Annotated in this window: 23 protein-coding genes and 1 other annotated feature; of the genes, 18 read left to right on the top strand and 5 right to left on the bottom strand. The window is 41.4% G+C overall.

Annotation, left to right across the window (positions count from 1 at the left end):
* The 16 genes from LRA01S_RS08800 to hisE all read left to right on the top strand — a co-directional run.
* Positions 1–710: phosphatase PAP2 family protein (locus LRA01S_RS08800; protein ID WP_218003138.1), on the top strand; the 710-nt coding region annotated here is incomplete at its 5' end.
* Positions 707–1,624: a tRNA modification radical SAM protein MnmL/YtqA gene (mnmL, locus tag LRA01S_RS08795; protein WP_061775257.1), complete on the top strand. Its 918-nt coding sequence runs from the start codon at positions 707–709 to the stop codon at positions 1,622–1,624. The genes LRA01S_RS08800 and mnmL, both read left to right, overlap by 4 nt.
* Positions 1,618–2,160: a tRNA 5-(aminomethyl)-2-thiouridylate-methyltransferase MnmM gene (gene mnmM / locus LRA01S_RS08790; RefSeq protein WP_061775256.1), complete on the top strand. Its 543-nt coding sequence runs from the start codon at positions 1,618–1,620 to the stop codon at positions 2,158–2,160. The genes mnmL and mnmM overlap by 7 nt, the downstream gene beginning before the upstream one ends.
* A gap of 268 nt (positions 2,161–2,428) precedes the next feature.
* Positions 2,429–2,663 (top strand) — a binding site (T-box leader).
* Between the two features lie 158 nt (positions 2,664–2,821).
* Positions 2,822–3,877: a histidinol-phosphate transaminase gene (gene hisC, locus LRA01S_RS08785; protein ID WP_082785435.1), complete on the top strand. Its 1,056-nt coding sequence runs from the start codon at positions 2,822–2,824 to the stop codon at positions 3,875–3,877.
* Complete coding sequence (locus LRA01S_RS08780) at positions 3,874–4,833, top strand: ATP phosphoribosyltransferase regulatory subunit (protein WP_061775254.1); 960 nt, start codon at positions 3,874–3,876, stop codon at positions 4,831–4,833. The genes hisC and LRA01S_RS08780 overlap by 4 nt, the downstream gene beginning before the upstream one ends.
* Positions 4,830–5,471, top strand: a complete 642-nt coding sequence (gene hisG, locus LRA01S_RS08775) for an ATP phosphoribosyltransferase (protein WP_061775253.1) — start codon at positions 4,830–4,832, stop codon at positions 5,469–5,471. The genes LRA01S_RS08780 and hisG overlap by 4 nt, the downstream gene beginning before the upstream one ends.
* Before the next feature lies 1 nt (position 5,472).
* Positions 5,473–6,756, top strand: coding sequence for a histidinol dehydrogenase (gene hisD / locus LRA01S_RS08770; protein WP_061775259.1), 1,284 nt, complete (start codon positions 5,473–5,475; stop codon positions 6,754–6,756).
* Positions 6,757–6,786: 30 nt separating this feature from the next.
* The gene (locus LRA01S_RS08765; RefSeq protein WP_061775252.1) at positions 6,787–7,512 is read left to right on the top strand and encodes an ABC transporter ATP-binding protein; all 726 of its coding nucleotides are present in this window, start codon (positions 6,787–6,789) and stop codon (positions 7,510–7,512) included.
* A complete protein-coding gene (locus LRA01S_RS08760) occupies positions 7,490–9,178 on the top strand; it encodes a hypothetical protein (protein WP_061775251.1) in 1,689 nt (562 codons plus the stop codon). Before LRA01S_RS08765 ends, LRA01S_RS08760 begins: the two co-directional genes overlap by 23 nt.
* Positions 9,179–9,192: 14 nt before the next feature.
* Positions 9,193–9,846, top strand: coding sequence for a phosphoserine phosphatase SerB (gene serB, locus LRA01S_RS08755; protein WP_061775250.1), 654 nt, complete (start codon positions 9,193–9,195; stop codon positions 9,844–9,846).
* The gene (hisB, locus tag LRA01S_RS08750) at positions 9,843–10,427 is read left to right on the top strand and encodes an imidazoleglycerol-phosphate dehydratase HisB (RefSeq protein WP_061775249.1); all 585 of its coding nucleotides are present in this window, start codon (positions 9,843–9,845) and stop codon (positions 10,425–10,427) included. Before serB ends, hisB begins: the two co-directional genes overlap by 4 nt.
* Position 10,428: 1 nt before the next feature.
* Positions 10,429–11,055, top strand: a complete 627-nt coding sequence (gene hisH, locus LRA01S_RS08745) for an imidazole glycerol phosphate synthase subunit HisH (protein WP_061775248.1) — start codon at positions 10,429–10,431, stop codon at positions 11,053–11,055.
* Positions 11,033–11,746, top strand: a complete 714-nt coding sequence (gene hisA / locus LRA01S_RS08740) for a 1-(5-phosphoribosyl)-5-[(5-phosphoribosylamino)methylideneamino]imidazole-4-carboxamide isomerase (protein WP_061775247.1) — start codon at positions 11,033–11,035, stop codon at positions 11,744–11,746. The genes hisH and hisA overlap by 23 nt, the downstream gene beginning before the upstream one ends.
* A 1-nt stretch (position 11,747) precedes the next feature.
* Positions 11,748–12,506 (top strand): imidazole glycerol phosphate synthase subunit HisF, encoded by a 759-nt coding sequence (gene hisF / locus LRA01S_RS08735; RefSeq protein WP_061775246.1) that lies wholly within the window; start codon positions 11,748–11,750, stop codon positions 12,504–12,506.
* A gap of 1 nt (position 12,507) precedes the next feature.
* A complete protein-coding gene (gene hisI / locus LRA01S_RS08730) occupies positions 12,508–12,873 on the top strand; it encodes a phosphoribosyl-AMP cyclohydrolase (RefSeq protein WP_061775245.1) in 366 nt (121 codons plus the stop codon).
* Complete coding sequence (gene hisE / locus LRA01S_RS08725) at positions 12,870–13,184, top strand: phosphoribosyl-ATP diphosphatase (protein WP_003137394.1); 315 nt, start codon at positions 12,870–12,872, stop codon at positions 13,182–13,184. The genes hisI and hisE overlap by 4 nt, the downstream gene beginning before the upstream one ends.
* A gap of 86 nt (positions 13,185–13,270) precedes the next feature.
* Here hisE and lepB read toward each other — a convergent pair whose 3' ends face one another.
* Positions 13,271–13,864, bottom strand: a complete 594-nt coding sequence (gene lepB, locus LRA01S_RS08720) for a signal peptidase I (RefSeq protein ID WP_061775244.1) — start codon at positions 13,862–13,864, stop codon at positions 13,271–13,273.
* Positions 13,861–14,739: a ribonuclease HIII gene (gene rnhC / locus LRA01S_RS08715; RefSeq protein ID WP_061775243.1), complete on the bottom strand. Its 879-nt coding sequence runs from the start codon at positions 14,737–14,739 to the stop codon at positions 13,861–13,863. Before rnhC ends, lepB begins: the two co-directional genes overlap by 4 nt.
* A gap of 169 nt (positions 14,740–14,908) precedes the next feature.
* Between rnhC and rplM the strand changes: the two genes are divergently transcribed.
* Together rplM and rpsI are read left to right on the top strand one after the other, a co-directional pair.
* The gene (gene rplM / locus LRA01S_RS08710) at positions 14,909–15,355 is read left to right on the top strand and encodes a 50S ribosomal protein L13 (protein ID WP_061775242.1); all 447 of its coding nucleotides are present in this window, start codon (positions 14,909–14,911) and stop codon (positions 15,353–15,355) included.
* 13 nt (positions 15,356–15,368) lie between these two features.
* Complete coding sequence (gene rpsI, locus LRA01S_RS08705) at positions 15,369–15,761, top strand: 30S ribosomal protein S9 (RefSeq protein ID WP_003137384.1); 393 nt, start codon at positions 15,369–15,371, stop codon at positions 15,759–15,761.
* 116 nt (positions 15,762–15,877) lie between these two features.
* Here the strand turns inward: rpsI and LRA01S_RS08700 are convergent, their stop codons facing one another.
* The 3 genes from LRA01S_RS08700 to LRA01S_RS08690 all read right to left on the bottom strand — a co-directional run bounded on the left by LRA01S_RS08700 (position 15,878) and on the right by LRA01S_RS08690 (position 17,764).
* Complete coding sequence (locus LRA01S_RS08700) at positions 15,878–17,092, bottom strand: tyrosine-type recombinase/integrase (protein WP_031367039.1); 1,215 nt, start codon at positions 17,090–17,092, stop codon at positions 15,878–15,880.
* A gap of 74 nt (positions 17,093–17,166) precedes the next feature.
* Entirely contained in the window at positions 17,167–17,427 is a 261-nt protein-coding gene (locus LRA01S_RS08695) for a helix-turn-helix domain-containing protein (RefSeq protein ID WP_003137379.1), read from the bottom strand.
* A gap of 106 nt (positions 17,428–17,533) precedes the next feature.
* Positions 17,534–17,764, bottom strand: coding sequence for a hypothetical protein (locus LRA01S_RS08690; protein WP_031367040.1), 231 nt, complete (start codon positions 17,762–17,764; stop codon positions 17,534–17,536).
* Positions 17,765–17,848 lie beyond the last annotated feature (84 nt).

The following is a 17,848-nucleotide window of genomic DNA, read 5'->3' as shown; positions in this document are numbered from 1 at the left end:
TCAGATATTGTAAGTCCATCTATGTTTCAATAGATGGACTTTTTTGTTATAATGTAATGATGAAACTAAAAAAAACGTATCAATTATATGCAAGCTTCGGCTTGGTGCTATTCGTCATGTTAGGCTATCTGGTCAAGTTTTTCCCGGCTAGTTTAAAAGGAGTAGACCGTCAAGTTCAGTTAATAGTTAGACATCATATGTCTGATGCCCTAACTTCTTTTTATAAAGTTGTGACTAATTTCGGTGGGACTGTTTATATTCCTATTCTTGTAATTGCAGTGCTTGTTTTTTTATTGCTAAAAAAATGGTATGCTGAAGCGATTTTTATAACAATTGATGTGGCACTTATGCCTATTCTGGTCTTTATTTTTAAGCATGTCTATGGTCGGACACGTCCAACTTTACCGCATTTTGTGGTAGAGAATGGATTGAGCTTCCCATCGGGACATGCCAGCGCGAGTTTAATGTTTTATACCTGTCTAATGGTGCTAATTTGTCAAAGGCTAAATAACCAGCAAATGAAGTGGCTTGTTCGTGTTTTATTCAGCATGTTCATTGTCGTGATTGGTATATCTCGGATTTATCTAGGGGTACATTATCCGACGGATATATTGGGTGGTTGGCTGATGAGTGGAAGTATTTTATTGATAACGTATCCGATTTATGATGAGGTGCGCTTTAAGTGGCGGTTTAAGGGAGTTCAAAAGTGAATAAACGATATACGACGTGGAATGATTATTTGCGTGATAATTTTGGTGAGAAAGTTTTTAAAGTGCCGATTGATGCGGGCTTTGATTGCCCGAATCGAGATGGGACGGTGGCGCATGGAGGCTGTACGTTTTGTTCAGTGTCTGGTTCAGGTGATATGATTGTGGCGCCTGAGGAGCCGATTCCGGTTCAAGTAGAAAAAGAGATTGAATTTCTGCATCAAAAATGGCCGGGCGTGAAGAAATATATTGCTTATTTCCAAAACTTTACCAATACACATGGTCCAGTAGAAGTCCTTCGTGAGCGCTTTGAGCAGGCGGTAGATCGGCCTGATATTGTTGGGATTAATATTGGGACGCGTCCGGATTGTTTGCCTGATGATGTGCTGGACTACTTGTCTGAGTTGAATGAGCGGATGACGGTTTGGGTTGAGCTAGGTTTGCAGACGACTTACCAAAAAACGAGTGATCTGATTAACCGTGCACATGATTATCAAACTTATCTGGATGCGGTCGCCAAATTGCGGGCTCGTGGCATTCTAGTTTGTGTGCATTTAATCAATGGCTTACCGGGTGAGACCCAAGACATGATGGTTGAAAATGTGCGACGTGTGGTGGCAGACTCGGATATACAAGGGATTAAGCTCCATTTGCTCCATTTGATGACGGGGACTCGTATGCAGCGTGATTTTCATCAGGGTGATCTCCAGTTGATGGCCTTTGATGACTACGTGAATGTGATTTGTGATCAGCTTGAGATTATTCCAAAAGAGATTTCAATTCATCGTTTAACGGGTGATGCACCGCGTGAGATGTTGATTGGTCCCATGTGGAGTCTGAAAAAATGGGAAGTGCTGAACGCAATTGATGTAGAGCTAGAACGTCGCAATGTTTTTCAGGGAGATAAGGCATGTTAAATCCGCTTGAGCTGGCACATCGCTTTCTTGCAGAAGTTATTGTACCTGGAGATCTTGTGGTTGATGCAACCATGGGGCAGGGCTATGATACTGTTTTTTTAGCAGGATTGAAAGCGGATGTTGTCGCTTTTGATGTACAGGCGCTTGCACTTGCTATGACGGAAAAGCGTTTGGAGCAAGCGCAGTTGACTGCAAAGTTAATACTTGATGGACATGAAAATGTTGGTCAGTATATTGATCAACAGATAAAAGCTGCGATTTTTAATCTTGGCTATTTACCTAAGTCTGATAAACAAGTGATCACTCAAGCTGAGACGACACTTGATGCTCTGACACAACTGTTAGAGATGTTGGTCAAGGGTGGTAGGATCGCTTTGATGATTTATTATGGTCATGCCGGTGGTCTTGAGGAACGGGATGCTGTGTTGGCTTTTGTTTCTGGGTTGCCGCAAAGAGAATTTCAGGTGATGCGTTATGGTGGGATTAATCAAGCGAATCAGCCGCCGTTTTTGGTGATGATTGAGAAGCGGTTGTGAGTGATTGGTTTCACGTGGCATCGCTTTTTTTGTTTTACTTAAACTCGGCTTTGCTATGTTTAAACCCACTTGCTCCTGCGATTACTCGTCGCACGAAGTGCATTGCTCCTGCGATTACTCGTCGCATAGGGTTTTGCACTCCGCTTTGCTTTGTTTGAAACCGCTTTCTCCTGCGGTTACTCGTCGCAGAGAACTTTTTGAATTCCGCTTTGCTTCATGCAAAAAGTTCTTGCTATTTTCTGAATTTTCTTGTAAAATGTAGTAAATAGAAAAATCTGTGAGAGAAAGATACCTCTGTCAATTCTAAAGAGAGCGCTTGGTGCTGGAAAAGCGTGTAAAATCAGAGGTTACACATTCTTGAGAGGACATACGAAATATTTATTTAATTGAGTATAAGTAGTGTGTCACGTTTCCCGCGTTAAGGGTGCGAGTCTTGACTTGCTGAGTAACGGATGGCGACATTTGTTAGAATAAAGGTGGTACCACGTTAAAACGTCCTTGTGAAGTTATTTCACTTGGGCGTTTTTTGCTCAATTTAAAGTATATCTCTAAGTTTACTTCGTTACTTTTGAGATAGCGTATTCGAATACGAGGCAGCATGACAAGGCGCCTAGGTAATGGTGCGGAATTAAATTTTTAGAGTTGGCTTAAGGATAAGGAGATCAAGATGAAGGGTTTACGTCAAATAAAACCGTATGTGGCAGGGGCACAGCCACAAGATAAAAAGATGATTAAAATTAATACCAATGAAAATGCTTTTCCACCAAGTCCAGGTGTCTTAAAGGCTTTAGCATCATTTGATGGACAGTCTTTACGGCAATATTCTTCTTTGGAAAATAATGCTTTACGTAATGTTTTAGCAGAACATTTGGCTGTTGATAGAGATCAAATTATTGTTGGCAATGGGTCAGATGATATTTTGGCATTGGCTTTCTTGAGTTTTTTCAACTCGGCTGATCCGATTCTTTTTCCTGATACGACCTATGGTTTTTACAAGGTGTGGGCGGATTTATTCCGAATACCTTTCGAGGAGGTGCCATTTTCAGATGAATTTGAGATTGTGACAACTGACTATGTCAATAGACTCAATGGTGGGATTGTGATTGCTAATCCGAATGCACCAACGGGTATTTTTAAAGATTTGTCTGAGGTTGAAGCGATTGTTGTGGCAAATCAAGATGTGGTGGTGATCATTGATGAGGCTTATATTGCTTTTGGTGGAGAATCTGCCTTGCCTTTGCTCGAACAATATGACAATGTTTTTATCACTCGGACTTTCTCTAAAGATGCAGCTTTGGCTGGGTTACGGGTCGGTTATGGGATTGGGTCACCGAAATTAATTTCGGTGATCAATGCGGTGAAAAATTCTTATAATCCTTATTCAGTTGATCTGATCGCTGAGGCGTTAGCAACTGCGGCGGTTGAAGATCATCTCTATTATGAGCAGATTAACGCTGAAATATCAGAGACGCGAGATTGGTTTTCAGCTGAATTAGGCGCGCTTGGTTTTAAAGTCCTTCCGTCTGCTACAAATTTTGTTTTAACGAAGCCTGCTGGCATTGCTGCGGAAAACTTGTTTGAATTCCTGCAAAGTAAGCAGATTTATGTGCGCTACTTTGGTGATACGGGGCGTTTGTCGGATTATTTGAGAATTTCAATCGGGACGCAGGATGAGATGGCTAGCGTGATACAAGTGATAGGAGATTTGTTTGTATGAAAAATAAGCAATTAGCACCTGGTATGCATGACAAGCTGTTCAAGCGCGCGCAGAGTGTGTATCAGATCGAGATGAGGGTTTCAAATTTTCTGATGGCGAGTGGGTTTAATCGAATTGATACGCCGATGATTGAGTATGCTGGGGTTTTTGAGGATGAGCTAGATAATCATAACTATCATTTGTTTGATAAGCATGGTGATTTGCTTGTGATTCGGCCTGATGTGACGCAGTCGATTGCGCGTGTGGTGGCGACGACTAAGGTGACCTTGCCCATTAAATTTTCTTATAGTGGGAAGGTCTTTAGAAACCATGATGAGCTTAAGGGCTTGCAGAATGAACGGATGCAGGCTGGTATTGAAATCATCGGGTTTGATGCGGCTGTTGCGATTACGGAAGCTTTAGACTTGGCAAAGTCAAGTTTGCATTTGGCAGGGGTCAAGGATTACAGGATTGAGCTGAGTCATGCGGGAATTTTACAGACGATTTTTGCAGCATTTGATGAGGCGCAGGTTGAGCTACTGGCAACTCGAATTAAGAACAAGTCAATCACAGGCTTGACGGAGTTTGTTAAGCAAAATCCAAGTGAATTTGACGATTTTTTAATCAATTTGCCACGTTTATTTGGGTCAGCCGAAGATGTTTTGAAATCTGCTAAGAAGTGGGTTAAAAATCCCGAAATTCTAGCTGCTTTGGCAGAGATTGAAAACTTGAGTCATGATTTTGCGCAGTCTACGGTTGATCTTGGGATGTTGGCTAAAAAAGATTACTATACTGGCGTGATGTTCCGAGTCTTTAGTGATAAGGTCCCCTATGCCTTCCTGAGTGGTGGTCGTTACGATAAATTGTTTGAACGTTTTGATGCAGGAGCTGTTAGTGCGGTTGGCTGGGCTTTAGATGTTGATGCGGTTTATGAAGAAATACGTCAGGATATTGTCTTTGGTGGAGGTGACGCATGATTACGATAGCATTGACTAAAGGTCGGATTGAAAAAGATACGGTTAAAATATTGGCTGAGGCTGGGTTTGATATGGATTTTATGGCTGACAAGGGTCGAAATTTAATTTTCATAGACGAGACTCAGGATTTACGGTTTCTATTGGTGAAGGCGCCTGATGTGGCGACTTATGTCGAGCATGGGATTGCTGATTTGGGTGTTGTGGGCTCTGATGTGCTCTACGAACATCCAGGATCTTATCTGGAAATGTTAGATTTGAATATTGGTCTGTGTAAATTTTCGGTTGCAAGTATTCCGTCCTATAATCCTTCGGACCATAAGCGAAAAAAGATTGCGACCAAGTATCCCAAGATTGCCACTGATTTTTTCAATAGCAAGGATGAGGATGTCGAGATTGTATCGATTCAGGGCTCTGTGGAAATTGCACCGGTTATTGGATTGACGGATGCCATTGTCGACATTGTCGAAACGGGGAATACGCTAGTGGCAAATGGTTTGGTTGTGTTTGAAGATATTGTTCGGGTGTCGTCACGCTTGATTGCCAATAGCGCAAGCATTAAGAAAAATCCAGAAATTATGACATTAATCGACCGACTACAAGCGGTTGTAGGAAATGAAGAGGTGGCTTTTAATGGTTAAAATGAAACGATTGACAGGTTCAGCGAGGGAAATATCGCAGATTTTAGACGCAGAATATGCAGCCTATGCTAAATCTCAAGATAACTCTGATGGTATTGTCGCAGAAATTATTGCTAATGTCCGTGCCAATGGAGATGTGGCTTTGCGTGAGTACTCGGAAAAATTTGATGGCCTAGCACTGACATCGTTTGAAGTTTCACGTGAAACAATCAAGCGGGCTTTTGATACCATAGATCCAGATGTGTTATTGGCCTTGCAAAATGCCAAGGAAAATATCGAGTCTTATCACAAACATCAGGTTGAACCAGGTTTTGTGGATGCGCAGGCGTCAGGTGTGATTCGAGGTCAGCTTGTGCTACCGATTGAGAAAGTCGGTGTCTACGTGCCGGGTGGGACGGCAGCCTATCCGTCCAGTGTGTTGATGAACGTCTTGCCAGCAAAAATCGCGGGTGTGCCTGAAATTTATATGGTGACACCGCCGCAAACTCAGTTTAATCCAGCGATTTTAGTCGCAGCCCAATTGGCTGGCGTGACGAAGATTTTCCAAGTTGGTGGGGCGCAAGCGATCGCAGCCCTAGCTTACGGTACAGAGTCTATTCCTAAAGTGGATAAGATTACGGGTCCTGGTAATGTCTTTGTGGCGACAGCCAAAAAGCAGGTTTTTGGTCAAGTTGGCATTGATATGATCGCAGGGCCATCTGAAATCGGTGTGATTGCGGATAGCTCTGCTAACGCGGCCTATGTGGCAGCTGATTTACTGTCGCAAGCTGAACATGACAAGTTAGCGCGGGCGGTGCTGGTGACTGATTCAGTCGCGTTAGCTGATGCGGTTGACCTTGAATTGGAAAAACAACTGCAAACTTTACCACGTGAAGCCATTGCACGGGCATCTATTGAAAACAATGGTCGGACGATTATTGCCAATTCGGTTGATGAGATGTTTGACCTGATGAATGAGGTAGCGCCGGAACATTTGGAAATTGCCTTGGACGATGCCATGACTTATTTACCAAAGATTAAAAATGCTGGGAGTATTTTCCTAGGACATTTTACGTCTGAACCGATCGGCGACTACTATGCGGGAACAAATCACGTGCTGCCAACGTCAGGCACAGCTCGATTTTACAGTGCCTTGGGTGTTTACGACTTTGTCAAGAGAAGTCAGTTTACCTATTATAGTCAAGATGCTGTTGCGGCAGCAACAAAAGATATTACGACTTTGGCCTATTCTGAAGGCTTGCAGGCACATGCGCGTGCGATTGAGATTCGAAGGGGAGATCGATAAATGAAAATTAAGGTGAATTAGGGAGAAAAGATGCAACTTGCTTTAAAAAATATCAATAAGTCATTTGATGATAAGCAACTTTTTAATGATGTGACTTTCAATTTTGAGACTGGTAAAATTTATGGTTTACTTGGGCGAAATGGTGCGGGGAAAACGACATTGTTTAACTGTATCGCTCAGAATTTATCAGTAGACAGTGGCAGTATTGCCATCATTGATGACGCGGGTCAGGAAAATACTGCTTATGAGAATACCGAGATTGGTTTTGTCACAACGACAACCCATTTACCTGATTTTATGACGGGGTTGGAGTTTGTTCACTTCGTCATGGATTTAAATCGGGAACGGTTGACAACGCCATATTCGGCTCGTGAGAATTTGACGAGATATGGCATTAATGACAGTGATCAGAATAAACTCCTTCGAGATTATTCTCATGGCATGCAAAATAAGGTGCAAATGCTAGTAACTGAGGTGACCAATACACCGATTTATTTATTAGATGAACCCTTGACAAGCTTCGATCCGGTTGCGGCTTATGAAGTCAAAGAGCGGATTCGTGAGCTGAAATCACAGGCGATTGTCATCTTCTCCACCCATATTTTGGAGCTGGCCAAGGAATTATGTGATGAGATTGTCTTGTTACATGATCAAAAACTAGAAGTATTAGGGAATGACAAGCTACAATCTCAAGACTTTGAAAAGGAAATTGTGACGATTTTAAGTGAGGAACATGGCAATGATACCTTATCTTAATTTCTATAAAAACTATTTGCAAATTAAAAATACAAATTTTTTGAATGGTTTATGGTTTTGGTTGCGGCGCTTACCTGTCATTGGTCAGTCTATCTCTCCCAATTTTTACGGGATGCGAGATTTAAAGACCATCATTTTATTGATTTTAAAATGGTTGAGTTTGCCGTTAACGGTACTTAGAAAAAGTATCTTGATTTTCATCGCTTGGTTAATGGCTTTTGGAGTTAAAAATCTTTCTTTACAGAAAGAAAGTATCTTATGGCATACTTTTAGAGTAGATTATCCTGAAATTTTTCACTGGACCTTAACACTATTTCTCATCTTTTGTGTTTTTGAGCAGTTGAGTTTTGTGATGGCTTCAAGTGGTAGCTTATTTAGAGGGATTGAATTTGCTAAGATGTTTCAGCTTTCCTACGGGGATACCTTGAAAAAGCTAAATCGGATCAATCTTGTGATGAGTTTACTCGCCTATATTTTCCCGTTAGGCATTTTAGGTCTTATTTATCATCAGACTTTTATTGCCCTTATCTTACCTTCTAGCTTTCGCTTGCTGCTATTAAATCTTGCCTTGATTTTAGTGTCTCAAAATTGGTGGTTAACAGTTTTGGATAAAAGTCAAAAGAAGATTTTTAAATATATGTATAGAGGTGTCGTTTTTGGTGGTGGTTTATTTAGCCTGATCTACCTGACCACAGTCCATACGGTAGTTTGGACACCTCTTTTGGCTTGGCTTATCCTACTATTAGCTATTGCTAGCTTCTTGCTAAGTTGGAAAATGACATTATCGCAAGGTTATATTCAAAGAGTTTTCCAAAATAAAGTACTTCAAGAACAGATCGTGGCAGAAATCAAGTCAAATCAGTCAAATACAGGCATGAAAGCGGCACAAAAATCAAGTCAAAAAATTGAAGTGACAGATGAGCAGGAATTATTTAATAAATATTCAGGCATTCAGCTCTTAAATCGGTTGCTTTTCAAGCGATATCGAAAAATTTTCAAAAAGAAATTGACCTATCGTTTAGGTGGTTTAGCACTTGCTTTCTTGATCATACTCGGCATTTACGGCTATTTAGCCATTCGATTTGGGAAAACGAATTATTTGACCTTTCATCAGGTCGGACAGATTCTGCCAAGTATCTTTTTTATCATGTATTTGGCAAGTCTGTCGAAAGAAATTGTGGCCATTTACTATACGAAATGTGATCAGGCCATGTTGAATTACCCTTTCTATCGGACTGAGCAAACCATCCTGCAGAGTTTTATTGGCCGATTGAAACAGTTATTTATGGCTAATACGCCCATTGTTGTCGGCCTCTTTGTTAATGTTTTCGCTGGGATCTTGTTATTCGGTAAAGACATCCCCTTGAGTTTTTATGGTTTGATTGTTTTTTATGGGATTGCGGTCAATCTCCTGTTTTCATTTCATGAATTATTTCTCTATTATATTTTGCAACCATTTGATAGAGATGGGAACACGAAAAATCCAATTTTTACCATGATTAATGGGATATTTTATTATTTCTGTATTCAAAATTATCAATTGGCCAATCGCTTTAAGCAGACAACATCCTACGTTTTGATCATTTCGATTATCATTGTGGTTTATGTCAGTCTTGGCTTGATCATCGTCAAATTAAAAGCACCAAAGAGATTTAAATTAAAATAGAAACTGGAGATGAGATGACAAAAACAAAAGGACTTCTAATCATGGATGTAGACAGCACCTTGATACAAGAAGAAGGGATAGATTTACTAGGTGAGATCGCGGGGAGCGGCGCTGAGATTGCGTACATCACCAATCGCGCCATGAACGGCGAGTTAGATTTTGCTGAGGCGCTAGCCGCGCGGGTGGCCCTGCTCAAAGGACTACCTGAAACAGTCTTTTCTGAGGTGCGCAAGCAAATTCATTTTACTGAAGGTGCGCGTGACTTAGTCGCGGCCTTACAGGCCAATGGTTGGAAAGTTGGCGTGGTATCGGGTGGTTTTCACGAAACGGTTGATGACCTAGCCCGTGAACTCGGGCTTGACTATGTCCGTGCAAATCACCTAGAAATTGTAGACGGTCAGCTCACCGGTAAAACGACGGGTGACATTGTCACAAAAGAAGTGAAGTTAGCTAGCCTAAAAAAATGGGCAGCTGAACTAGGTCTTGAGCTATCTCAAACAGTCGCTATGGGTGACGGTGCCAACGACCTCCCTATGATTTTGGCGAGTGGTATTGGGATTGCTTTCCATGCCAAGCCAGTCGTGCGCGAACAAGCACCCTACCAAATCAACACACCCAATTTAGCGTTAGCCCTTGATATCATTAAAGAAGTGAAAGGTGACTTATGAGACAAGCAGAAATCACACGCAACACAGCAGAAACCCAAATTACATTAGCGGTTAACTTAGATGCCCAAACGCCTGTTGATATTCAAACCGGCGTAGGTTTCTTCGACCACATGTTAACCCTTTTCGCTAGTCACGGTCGCATGAGCCTAGTCGTTAAGGCTAATGGCGATTTGCACGTGGACAGTCACCATACGGTTGAAGATGTCGGCATTGCCCTTGGGACAGCGCTCCGTGAGGCACTAGGTGATAAGGCGGGGATCAATCGTTACGGCACGTCTTTTGTGCCAATGGATGAGACATTGGGCATGGCGAGTCTAGATTTATCAGGGCGGTCTTACCTCGTTTTCGATGCCGAGTTTACCAATCCAACCTTAGGCAATTTCGATACTGAATTAGTCGAAGAATTTTTCCAAGCTTTGGCTTTCAATGTGCAAATGAACTTGCACCTGAAAATTTTACATGGTAAAAATAATCACCATAAATCAGAATCCCTTTTCAAGGCAACCGGCCGTGCCTTACGTGAAGCAGTGACTTTGAATCCAGAGATTCATGGAGTGAATTCGACTAAAGGAGTACTGTAAGATGACCATTGCAGTGATTGATTACGATGCAGGCAACACAGCCAATGTCTTGCGTGCCTTAAATAAAATCGGTGTGGACGCTGTATTGACAGCTGACCAAGCTGTCATCCAATCAGCGGACGGATTGATTCTACCTGGTGTCGGTGCCTTCCCAACGGCTATGGCCGAGCTTGAAAAGCGTGATTTGATTGCGACAATCAAATCAGCAGTTGCAACTGGTACACCGCTCTTAGGCATTTGTCTGGGGATGCAGTTGCTACTGGATGCATCAGAAGAACACGTCTTAACAGATGGTCTGGGCTTGATTCCAGGCATCTGTCGTGCTATTCCAGCAGGTGACAATCTGAAAGTCCCACATATGGGCTGGAACCAGCTAGATGTGGTCAAACCAACAGCGCTAACCGCGAACTTACAAGATAGCGCAGTTTACTTTGTTCATTCCTATTTCACAGATGTTGCGCCTGACTATTTAGATGTCACTGCAGACTACGGTATCAAAGTGCCAGCCATGATTTCTCATGGCCATGTCTATGGGGCACAATTTCATCCTGAAAAATCAGGAGACGTTGGACTTGGTATCTTAGAAAAATTTAAGGAGGTTGTCTATGCAGATTCTGCCAGCAATTGATATTAAGAATGGTCGTGCCGTTCGGTTGTTTAAAGGTGATTTTGCCCAGGAAACAGTGGTCAATGCCAGTCCATTGGCACAGGCTGAAATTTTTGCGGCAGCAGGTATCACTTACCTGCACGTTGTCGATTTAGATGGTGCGTTAGATGGTCGGGCAACTAGCGCCCCGATTATCGAAGAAATTGTCACCAAAACAGGATTGAAAATTGAAGTCGGTGGCGGTATTCGGACCTTAGAGCAGATTTCTGACTATCTGGCTAAAGGTGTTGATCGTGTGATTATTGGGTCGATGGCGGTTAAAAATCCTGACTTTGTGAAAGCTGCGCTTGCCCAATTCGGGGCAGATAAGATTGTCGTTGGAATTGACGCCAAAAAAGGCTTGGTCGCAACAGAAGGCTGGCTAGAAACCTCTGACGTAGATTATATTACTCTGGCACTTGAAATGGAAAAAATCGGTGTCCGCTTATTTGTTTATACAGATGTTGACCGGGATGGTACCTTGACTGGGCCAAACTTTGAACATTACGAAAAATTGCAGGCTGCTTTAACGCGTGCTGCTGTTATCGCAAGTGGTGGGATTGCTCAGCTTTCCGACTTAACAAAATTAGCTGATATCGGCGTTGCTGGGACCATTGTCGGCAAAGCCTACTATAACGGTAATGTGAGTTTAGATGAACTGAAGGAGTTTTGAGATGTTAGCAAAACGCATTATTCCGTGTTTGGATGTTAAGGATGGGCGCGTGGTCAAGGGCGTTAATTTCGTCAATTTGACGGATGTCGGCGACCCGGCTGAGACGGCGAAAATTTATTATGAGCAGGGCTGTGATGAGCTTGTTTTTCTGGATATTACGGCGACGCATGAGGCGCGTGATACCATGGTGGATGTGGTGCGGACTGTCGCAGATCAGGTTTTCATCCCCTTTACAGTCGGTGGCGGCATTCGCTCGGTCGAGGACATGCACAAGATGCTCAAAGCCGGCGCTGATAAGGTTGGCATCAACTCCAGCGCAGTCGCCAATCCCGATCTGATTCGGCAGGGTGCCGAGAAGTTTGGGAACCAATGTATCGTGGTCGCCATCGACGCTAAAAAACAAGACGATGGCAGTTTTCATGTCTATGTCAATGGTGGGCGAAAGGACACCGGACTGGATGCCATTGAATGGGCGAAAAAGGCCGTTTCTCTGGGCGCTGGCGAGATTCTTCTGACCAGTATGGATAAGGATGGCACCAAGTCTGGCTATGATTTAGAGTTGAATACAGCGATTGCGACGGCGGTTAATGTCCCAGTTATTGCAAGTGGTGGGGCGGGGACGGCTGACGATATCGTCGAAGTCTTTGAGAAAACACCAGTTACAGCGGCCTTGGCTGCCAGTGTCTTCCATTATGGTGAAATTGATATTCACGATGTGAAAGTCAAAATGAAAGAAAATCATATCGAGGTGCGTTTGTAAGATGAATAAAAGGATTTTAAAAGACGAGACGGTTAAGATCGACTTTGCCAAAAGCCCAGATGGTCTTGTCCCTGTGATCGTCACAGATGTGGCTGACGGTCAGGTCTTGATGCTGGCCTACATGAATGAGGCAAGCTATCAGTTGACCTTAGAAACGCAAGAAACGTGGTATTGGTCTCGCTCACGTCAAGAACTGTGGCACAAGGGCGAGACATCTGGTCATTATCAACACGTCAAAAAAATCACAGCAGACTGTGATTTGGATACCTTGTTGATTGCAGTTGAACAGATTGGCCCAGCCTGCCATACAGGTGCTAGAAGCTGTTTCTTTAATGACGTTTTAGAGGTAGAAGGAGATGAAGCATGATTGATGAGTTATACACCCAAGCCGTGGCACGTCAAAAAGAGCCTAAAGCAGGTTCTTATACCAATTATCTTTTTGATAAAGGTTTGGATAAAATCCTTAAAAAAGTAGGCGAAGAAGCGACAGAAGTTGTGATTGCAGCGAAAAATGCTGACAAGGCAGAAATTGCCAATGAAACAGCAGATATTTTCTATCATATCGCAGTCATGTTAGCTGAAACTGGCGTGACACCTGCTGATGTTCAGGCAGTTTTAGATGAACGAAATGGTAAACAGTCCAATGTCCATGATCGCCCTGAGATTGAGGCTTATTAGACAGCAAAAAACATCTGAACAGACCAGTCTAAAGACTGCGTTCAGATGTTTTTTTAGTGTTTAACATATAATATGTTGAGACCTAATTAAAGCAGGCCAATCTTTTTAAAAGGCCAAATACGAAGTTTTGCTTCACCGATGATATCTTTTTTAGAGAAGGTGCCGACTTGACGAGAATCTTGTGAAACCAAACGGTTATCACCCATCAGAAAGTATTGACCTTCAGGGACTTTAACTGTAAAATCTGTCTGACCTGTAGCTGACATGGTAAAGGATTTGGCATTCTTGCCTAGACTTTGGAAAAACGAATTGAATTGATAGGTTTGCTGAAGTTTATCTGTGGCGAGTTGCTTTTGATAGTTGGTTAGGTAGGGTTCTGCGATCACCTTTCCATTGACTGTGAGCACATCGTTGTTATACGAGATGGTATCACCAGGCATACCGATGACACGTTTGACGATATTTTTGGTCGATTGATCTTCCTTGTTGTACTCCTTAGCGACAACAATATCTTGACGCTTGATACGCGCCGTTTTAATGATCACTAGGCGCTCCTTATCAGCTAGCGTCGGATCCATCGAGTGCCCTTCGACAATGACTGGCTGCCAAACATAGACACGTAAAAGGAGCATGACAATGATAAAGAGGGCAAACGGACTCCATTCTTTTAATAATTTCATTTGATTAATTTCCTTGCTTTTTCTGTATTTGCGAAGTGCAGTTTGGCGACTTGACTTAGTGTCGCTTCACCGTACTGCTGGATGATTTGGGCTGCGACCACATCTGATTTGTGGCCGGCACCACTTGGGAGCGTGAGCTGAACATCTTGAGAGAGGTCTTCTAGATTGTTTAAGAACATTTCTCGCGCGATGACAGATGACACGGCAACAGCATAGAACTGGCTTTCCGCCTTTTGGCGCAATGTAATCTGGCCTTTCGTTTGGTTCTTTTCTTTTTTAAGATACTTGGTATAATTTTTCTCAGTCGTGAAGGCATCGATGATGATATGATCGGGTACAGTAGATAGAGCCTGTTCTAACAGAAAAATCGCTTGATTGTGTAGGGCGACTTTGACAGAAACGGCGTTATAACCAGAGCTGATCACTTCGTTATATTTGCTCGGAGACAGCAGAAGTGCTTGATGCTGAATTTTTTCTTTTAGAATGGGTGCAATCTGACGAATCTTGACATCGGTTAATTTTTTGGAATCGTCAACGCCTAATTTTTTGATGAGTGGGAGATCGGCTTCACTCAGATAGGTGGCGACAACGGCTAGGCCACCAAAGTAGGAGCCATTGCCAACTTCGTCAGTACCGATGATGTTGGTTTGTTGGACTGGTGTTGTGCTGGTTACTTGGTAGCCAAATTTTGTGGCATAGGTCTCGGCTTGCTCACCTTGAAACATGACCTTGCCCGAAGTATAGACGGTAATCACACAGCCTTGCGGTTTAGCTAAAAACTGGGTATATGGATTGGCTGAGGGCTGTGCCCAGGCTTGAAAGGTTTTAACAAGGCGGGCAATATCAGCTGCAGACATTTTCAAAACAATGTTCATAAGAACTATTATAGCAAAAAAACTTGACAAAACCTGTAAAAATGTGATATTATATTAAACGGTATTGTTTACCCCATTTTTAGGTCCCGGAAACTTGAAAATACCGTAGATGGATAAGGAACGATTCAGCTACACCTATGTAAACTACAGATAAAAAATTGGAGAAATCATGAACAAAACTACATATTTCGCTAAACCAGGCGAAGTTGAACGTAAATGGCACGTTGTTGATGCGACAGATATTCCTTTGGGACGTTTGTCAGCAGTTGTTGCAAGCATCCTTCGCGGTAAAAACAAACCACAATTCACACAACACACTGACACTGGGGATTTCGTAATCGTTGTCAACGCTGAAAAAGTGAAATTGACTGGTAAAAAAGCTTCTGACAAGATCTACTACAAACACTCAATGTACCCAGGCGGATTGAAATCAATCACTGCTGGTGAATTGCGTGAGAAAAATGCAGTTCGTCTTATCGAAACTTCTGTAAAAGGTATGTTGCCACATAACACGCTTGGTCGTGCACAAGGCATGAAACTTAAAGTATTTGTTGGCGCTGAGCACACACACCAAGCTCAAAACCCAGAAGTGCTTGACATTACAGGATTAATCTAAGGAGGACTAGACATTGGCACAAGTACAATACCTCGGCACTGGACGCCGTAAAAATTCAGTAGCTCGTGTACGTTTGGTACCCGGCACTGGTAAAATCACAGTAAACAACAAAGATGTTGAAGAATACATCCCACACGCAGACTTGCGTTTGGTCATCAACCAACCATTTGGCGCAACTGAAACAGTTGGTGCTTACGACGTTCTTGTTAACGTTAATGGTGGTGGTTACGCTGGTCAAGCTGGCGCAATCCGTCACGGTATCTCACGTGCGCTTTTGAACGTAGATCCTGACTTCCGTGCGTCATTGAAACGCGCTGGCTTGTTGACACGTGATGCTCGTATGGTTGAACGTAAAAAAGCAGGTCTCAAAAAAGCCCGTAAAGCAAGTCAATTTTCAAAACGTTAATATCTCTTTCATATCAACGTTTCAAGACACCTTTTGGTTCACACCATTGGGTGTTTTTTTGTTCGTTTTTTGAAAAGTTCACACCAAAATTCACACCATATTCACACCATTGATTTTTAAAGATGACGATAAGCAATTTCTCCGACAGCCATAGGAACAACATTTGAGGTATTGACATAAGTTTGAGTTATATCTATTCCACTATGTGTCAAGGCTTCTGAGATTGCTTCTAAAGAAGTACCAGCTTGTTTGGCTAGAGTTGCTCCAGTATGTCTTAATTTGTGAGGTGTAGCGGGTGCGAGGTTAGCATGTCTCTTTCTAATAGCATTCATTCGATAATTGAGATAATCAGGATGTAATGGTTTGTTTACGTTCCCTTTAGTATCAATGTACGTAAATACAAATTGTTTATTTGTTTGAATGATATTAAATTTTGCAAGCTCATTCTTTTGTTGAACTTTCCAATCTTGAAGCATAATAATTAATTCTTTAGGAATTGAAAAAATAGTCTTTTTATTACTTTTTGTTGACTTGATATTACCGTATTTATCTAATGCTTGAATTAGATGAATTTCAGATTTTTTGAAATCAATGTGTTGCCATTCAAGAGCATAAGTTTCCGATTTTCGATCAGAAAGAAAAAATGTTGTAAAGAATAGAACATAATCTTTTAATTTTAAATCTCCATTTTCTAAATCATCAGCAATTGCTTTCAACCAATCCCTGAGTTCATTCTGAGAGAGATACAAGTCTTCATCACGTCTGGCTTCACGTAACCTGATTTTCTTCGTTGATTTAATGCGTTTTAAAGTTTTAGAAATCTTATTAGATTCAATGTATTCCAATTCTTCCGCCCAATCAAAGATAGAATTAACATAACTTCTTATAACTTTGAAGTTGGCATACTCATCAGCTTTAGCAGTCATTAGATTTAAAATGACTTGCTTATTTTGATTGAGAAAGTTAATCGAGTAATTGCCAAGCATAGGTAAAATATGTTTCTTGAATACTAAAGTAGTATTTTCTACTGTAACTTTTGTAGGCGGTTTAATTGTACTGGTTGTCTGCCCTGCTTTGTAAGATTTCCACCAAACGTGATAGAAAAAATCTGAAAAGAGAATATCGCCATTTGTTTCAAATTCCGAAAGTCTTTCTCCACTCAAAATTTTATCAATTTTGTTTAGCATATCTAGTTCATATTTTTTGGCTTCACTCCTTAATTTAAAACGCTTTTCGATTACTTTTTTACCCGTTCCAAGTGATGATCTGGCTTCCTCTGGAATATAAATTCGTAAACGATACGTTCCGTTTTTTGTTTTTGTTATTGTCATATTGTATTCCTCTTATTTTGAATTGAGCTAGAAAAATACTATGCTTCAATTATAATCAAACTATGGTAAAATTGCTACTGACTTTCAAGCCAACGATTGACTTCGAATTTATTAAATCGAATTGTCTTACCGATTTTTATCTTTGGCAATCCTTTATCAATCCAATTATCAAGCGTGTTATTAGCAATTCCAAGGTATTGACATGCTTGTTTTTTGTTAAGAAAAGGACTTTCTATATTACTATTATTTAGTATCTGTTCAATTTCTTGTTTAATCAAATTTGATAATAAAAGCTGAATTTCGTGTACCTGTTCATCTGGGAGAATAACTTGCATAATTGATAATCCTTTCATTCATATTTTATATACCCTGCATATAACGAATATGCACCGCCCACATCGGAGTGTTCTACAATTAAACTAAAGGTACGCCTGTTAGAAATTAGTAAACCCACATTCCGTCAACTTGCCATTCTTCCGCATTATAATTATGTTCAATAATTCTGCCATAGTTATCTTCAAGAAAAATAGTGTCATTGTCAAATTCTACAATTTCAAGTTCTTCTCTAACACGTGTTTCATAATCTTCTTTTTCAACATCAATTTTCAAATATCTGATTAAAAAAATTTTTGCTTCACGTAATACAACTTTCCAAGCTAAATCATAAGTCATCTTTCATCTCCTTAAATCCTAAAGTCTTTTAAGACTTGTTAAATACAGCCCAATAGTTGAGCTTTTGACTGCTTGTTCAACCAG

This window comes from Pseudolactococcus raffinolactis NBRC 100932, from assembly GCF_001591765.1.
In the GTDB taxonomy this organism is placed as follows: domain Bacteria; phylum Bacillota; class Bacilli; order Lactobacillales; family Streptococcaceae; genus Pseudolactococcus; species Pseudolactococcus raffinolactis.
The sequence above is the reverse complement of the archived record's forward strand: the minus strand, read 5'-3'. Positions and strand labels throughout refer to the sequence as shown.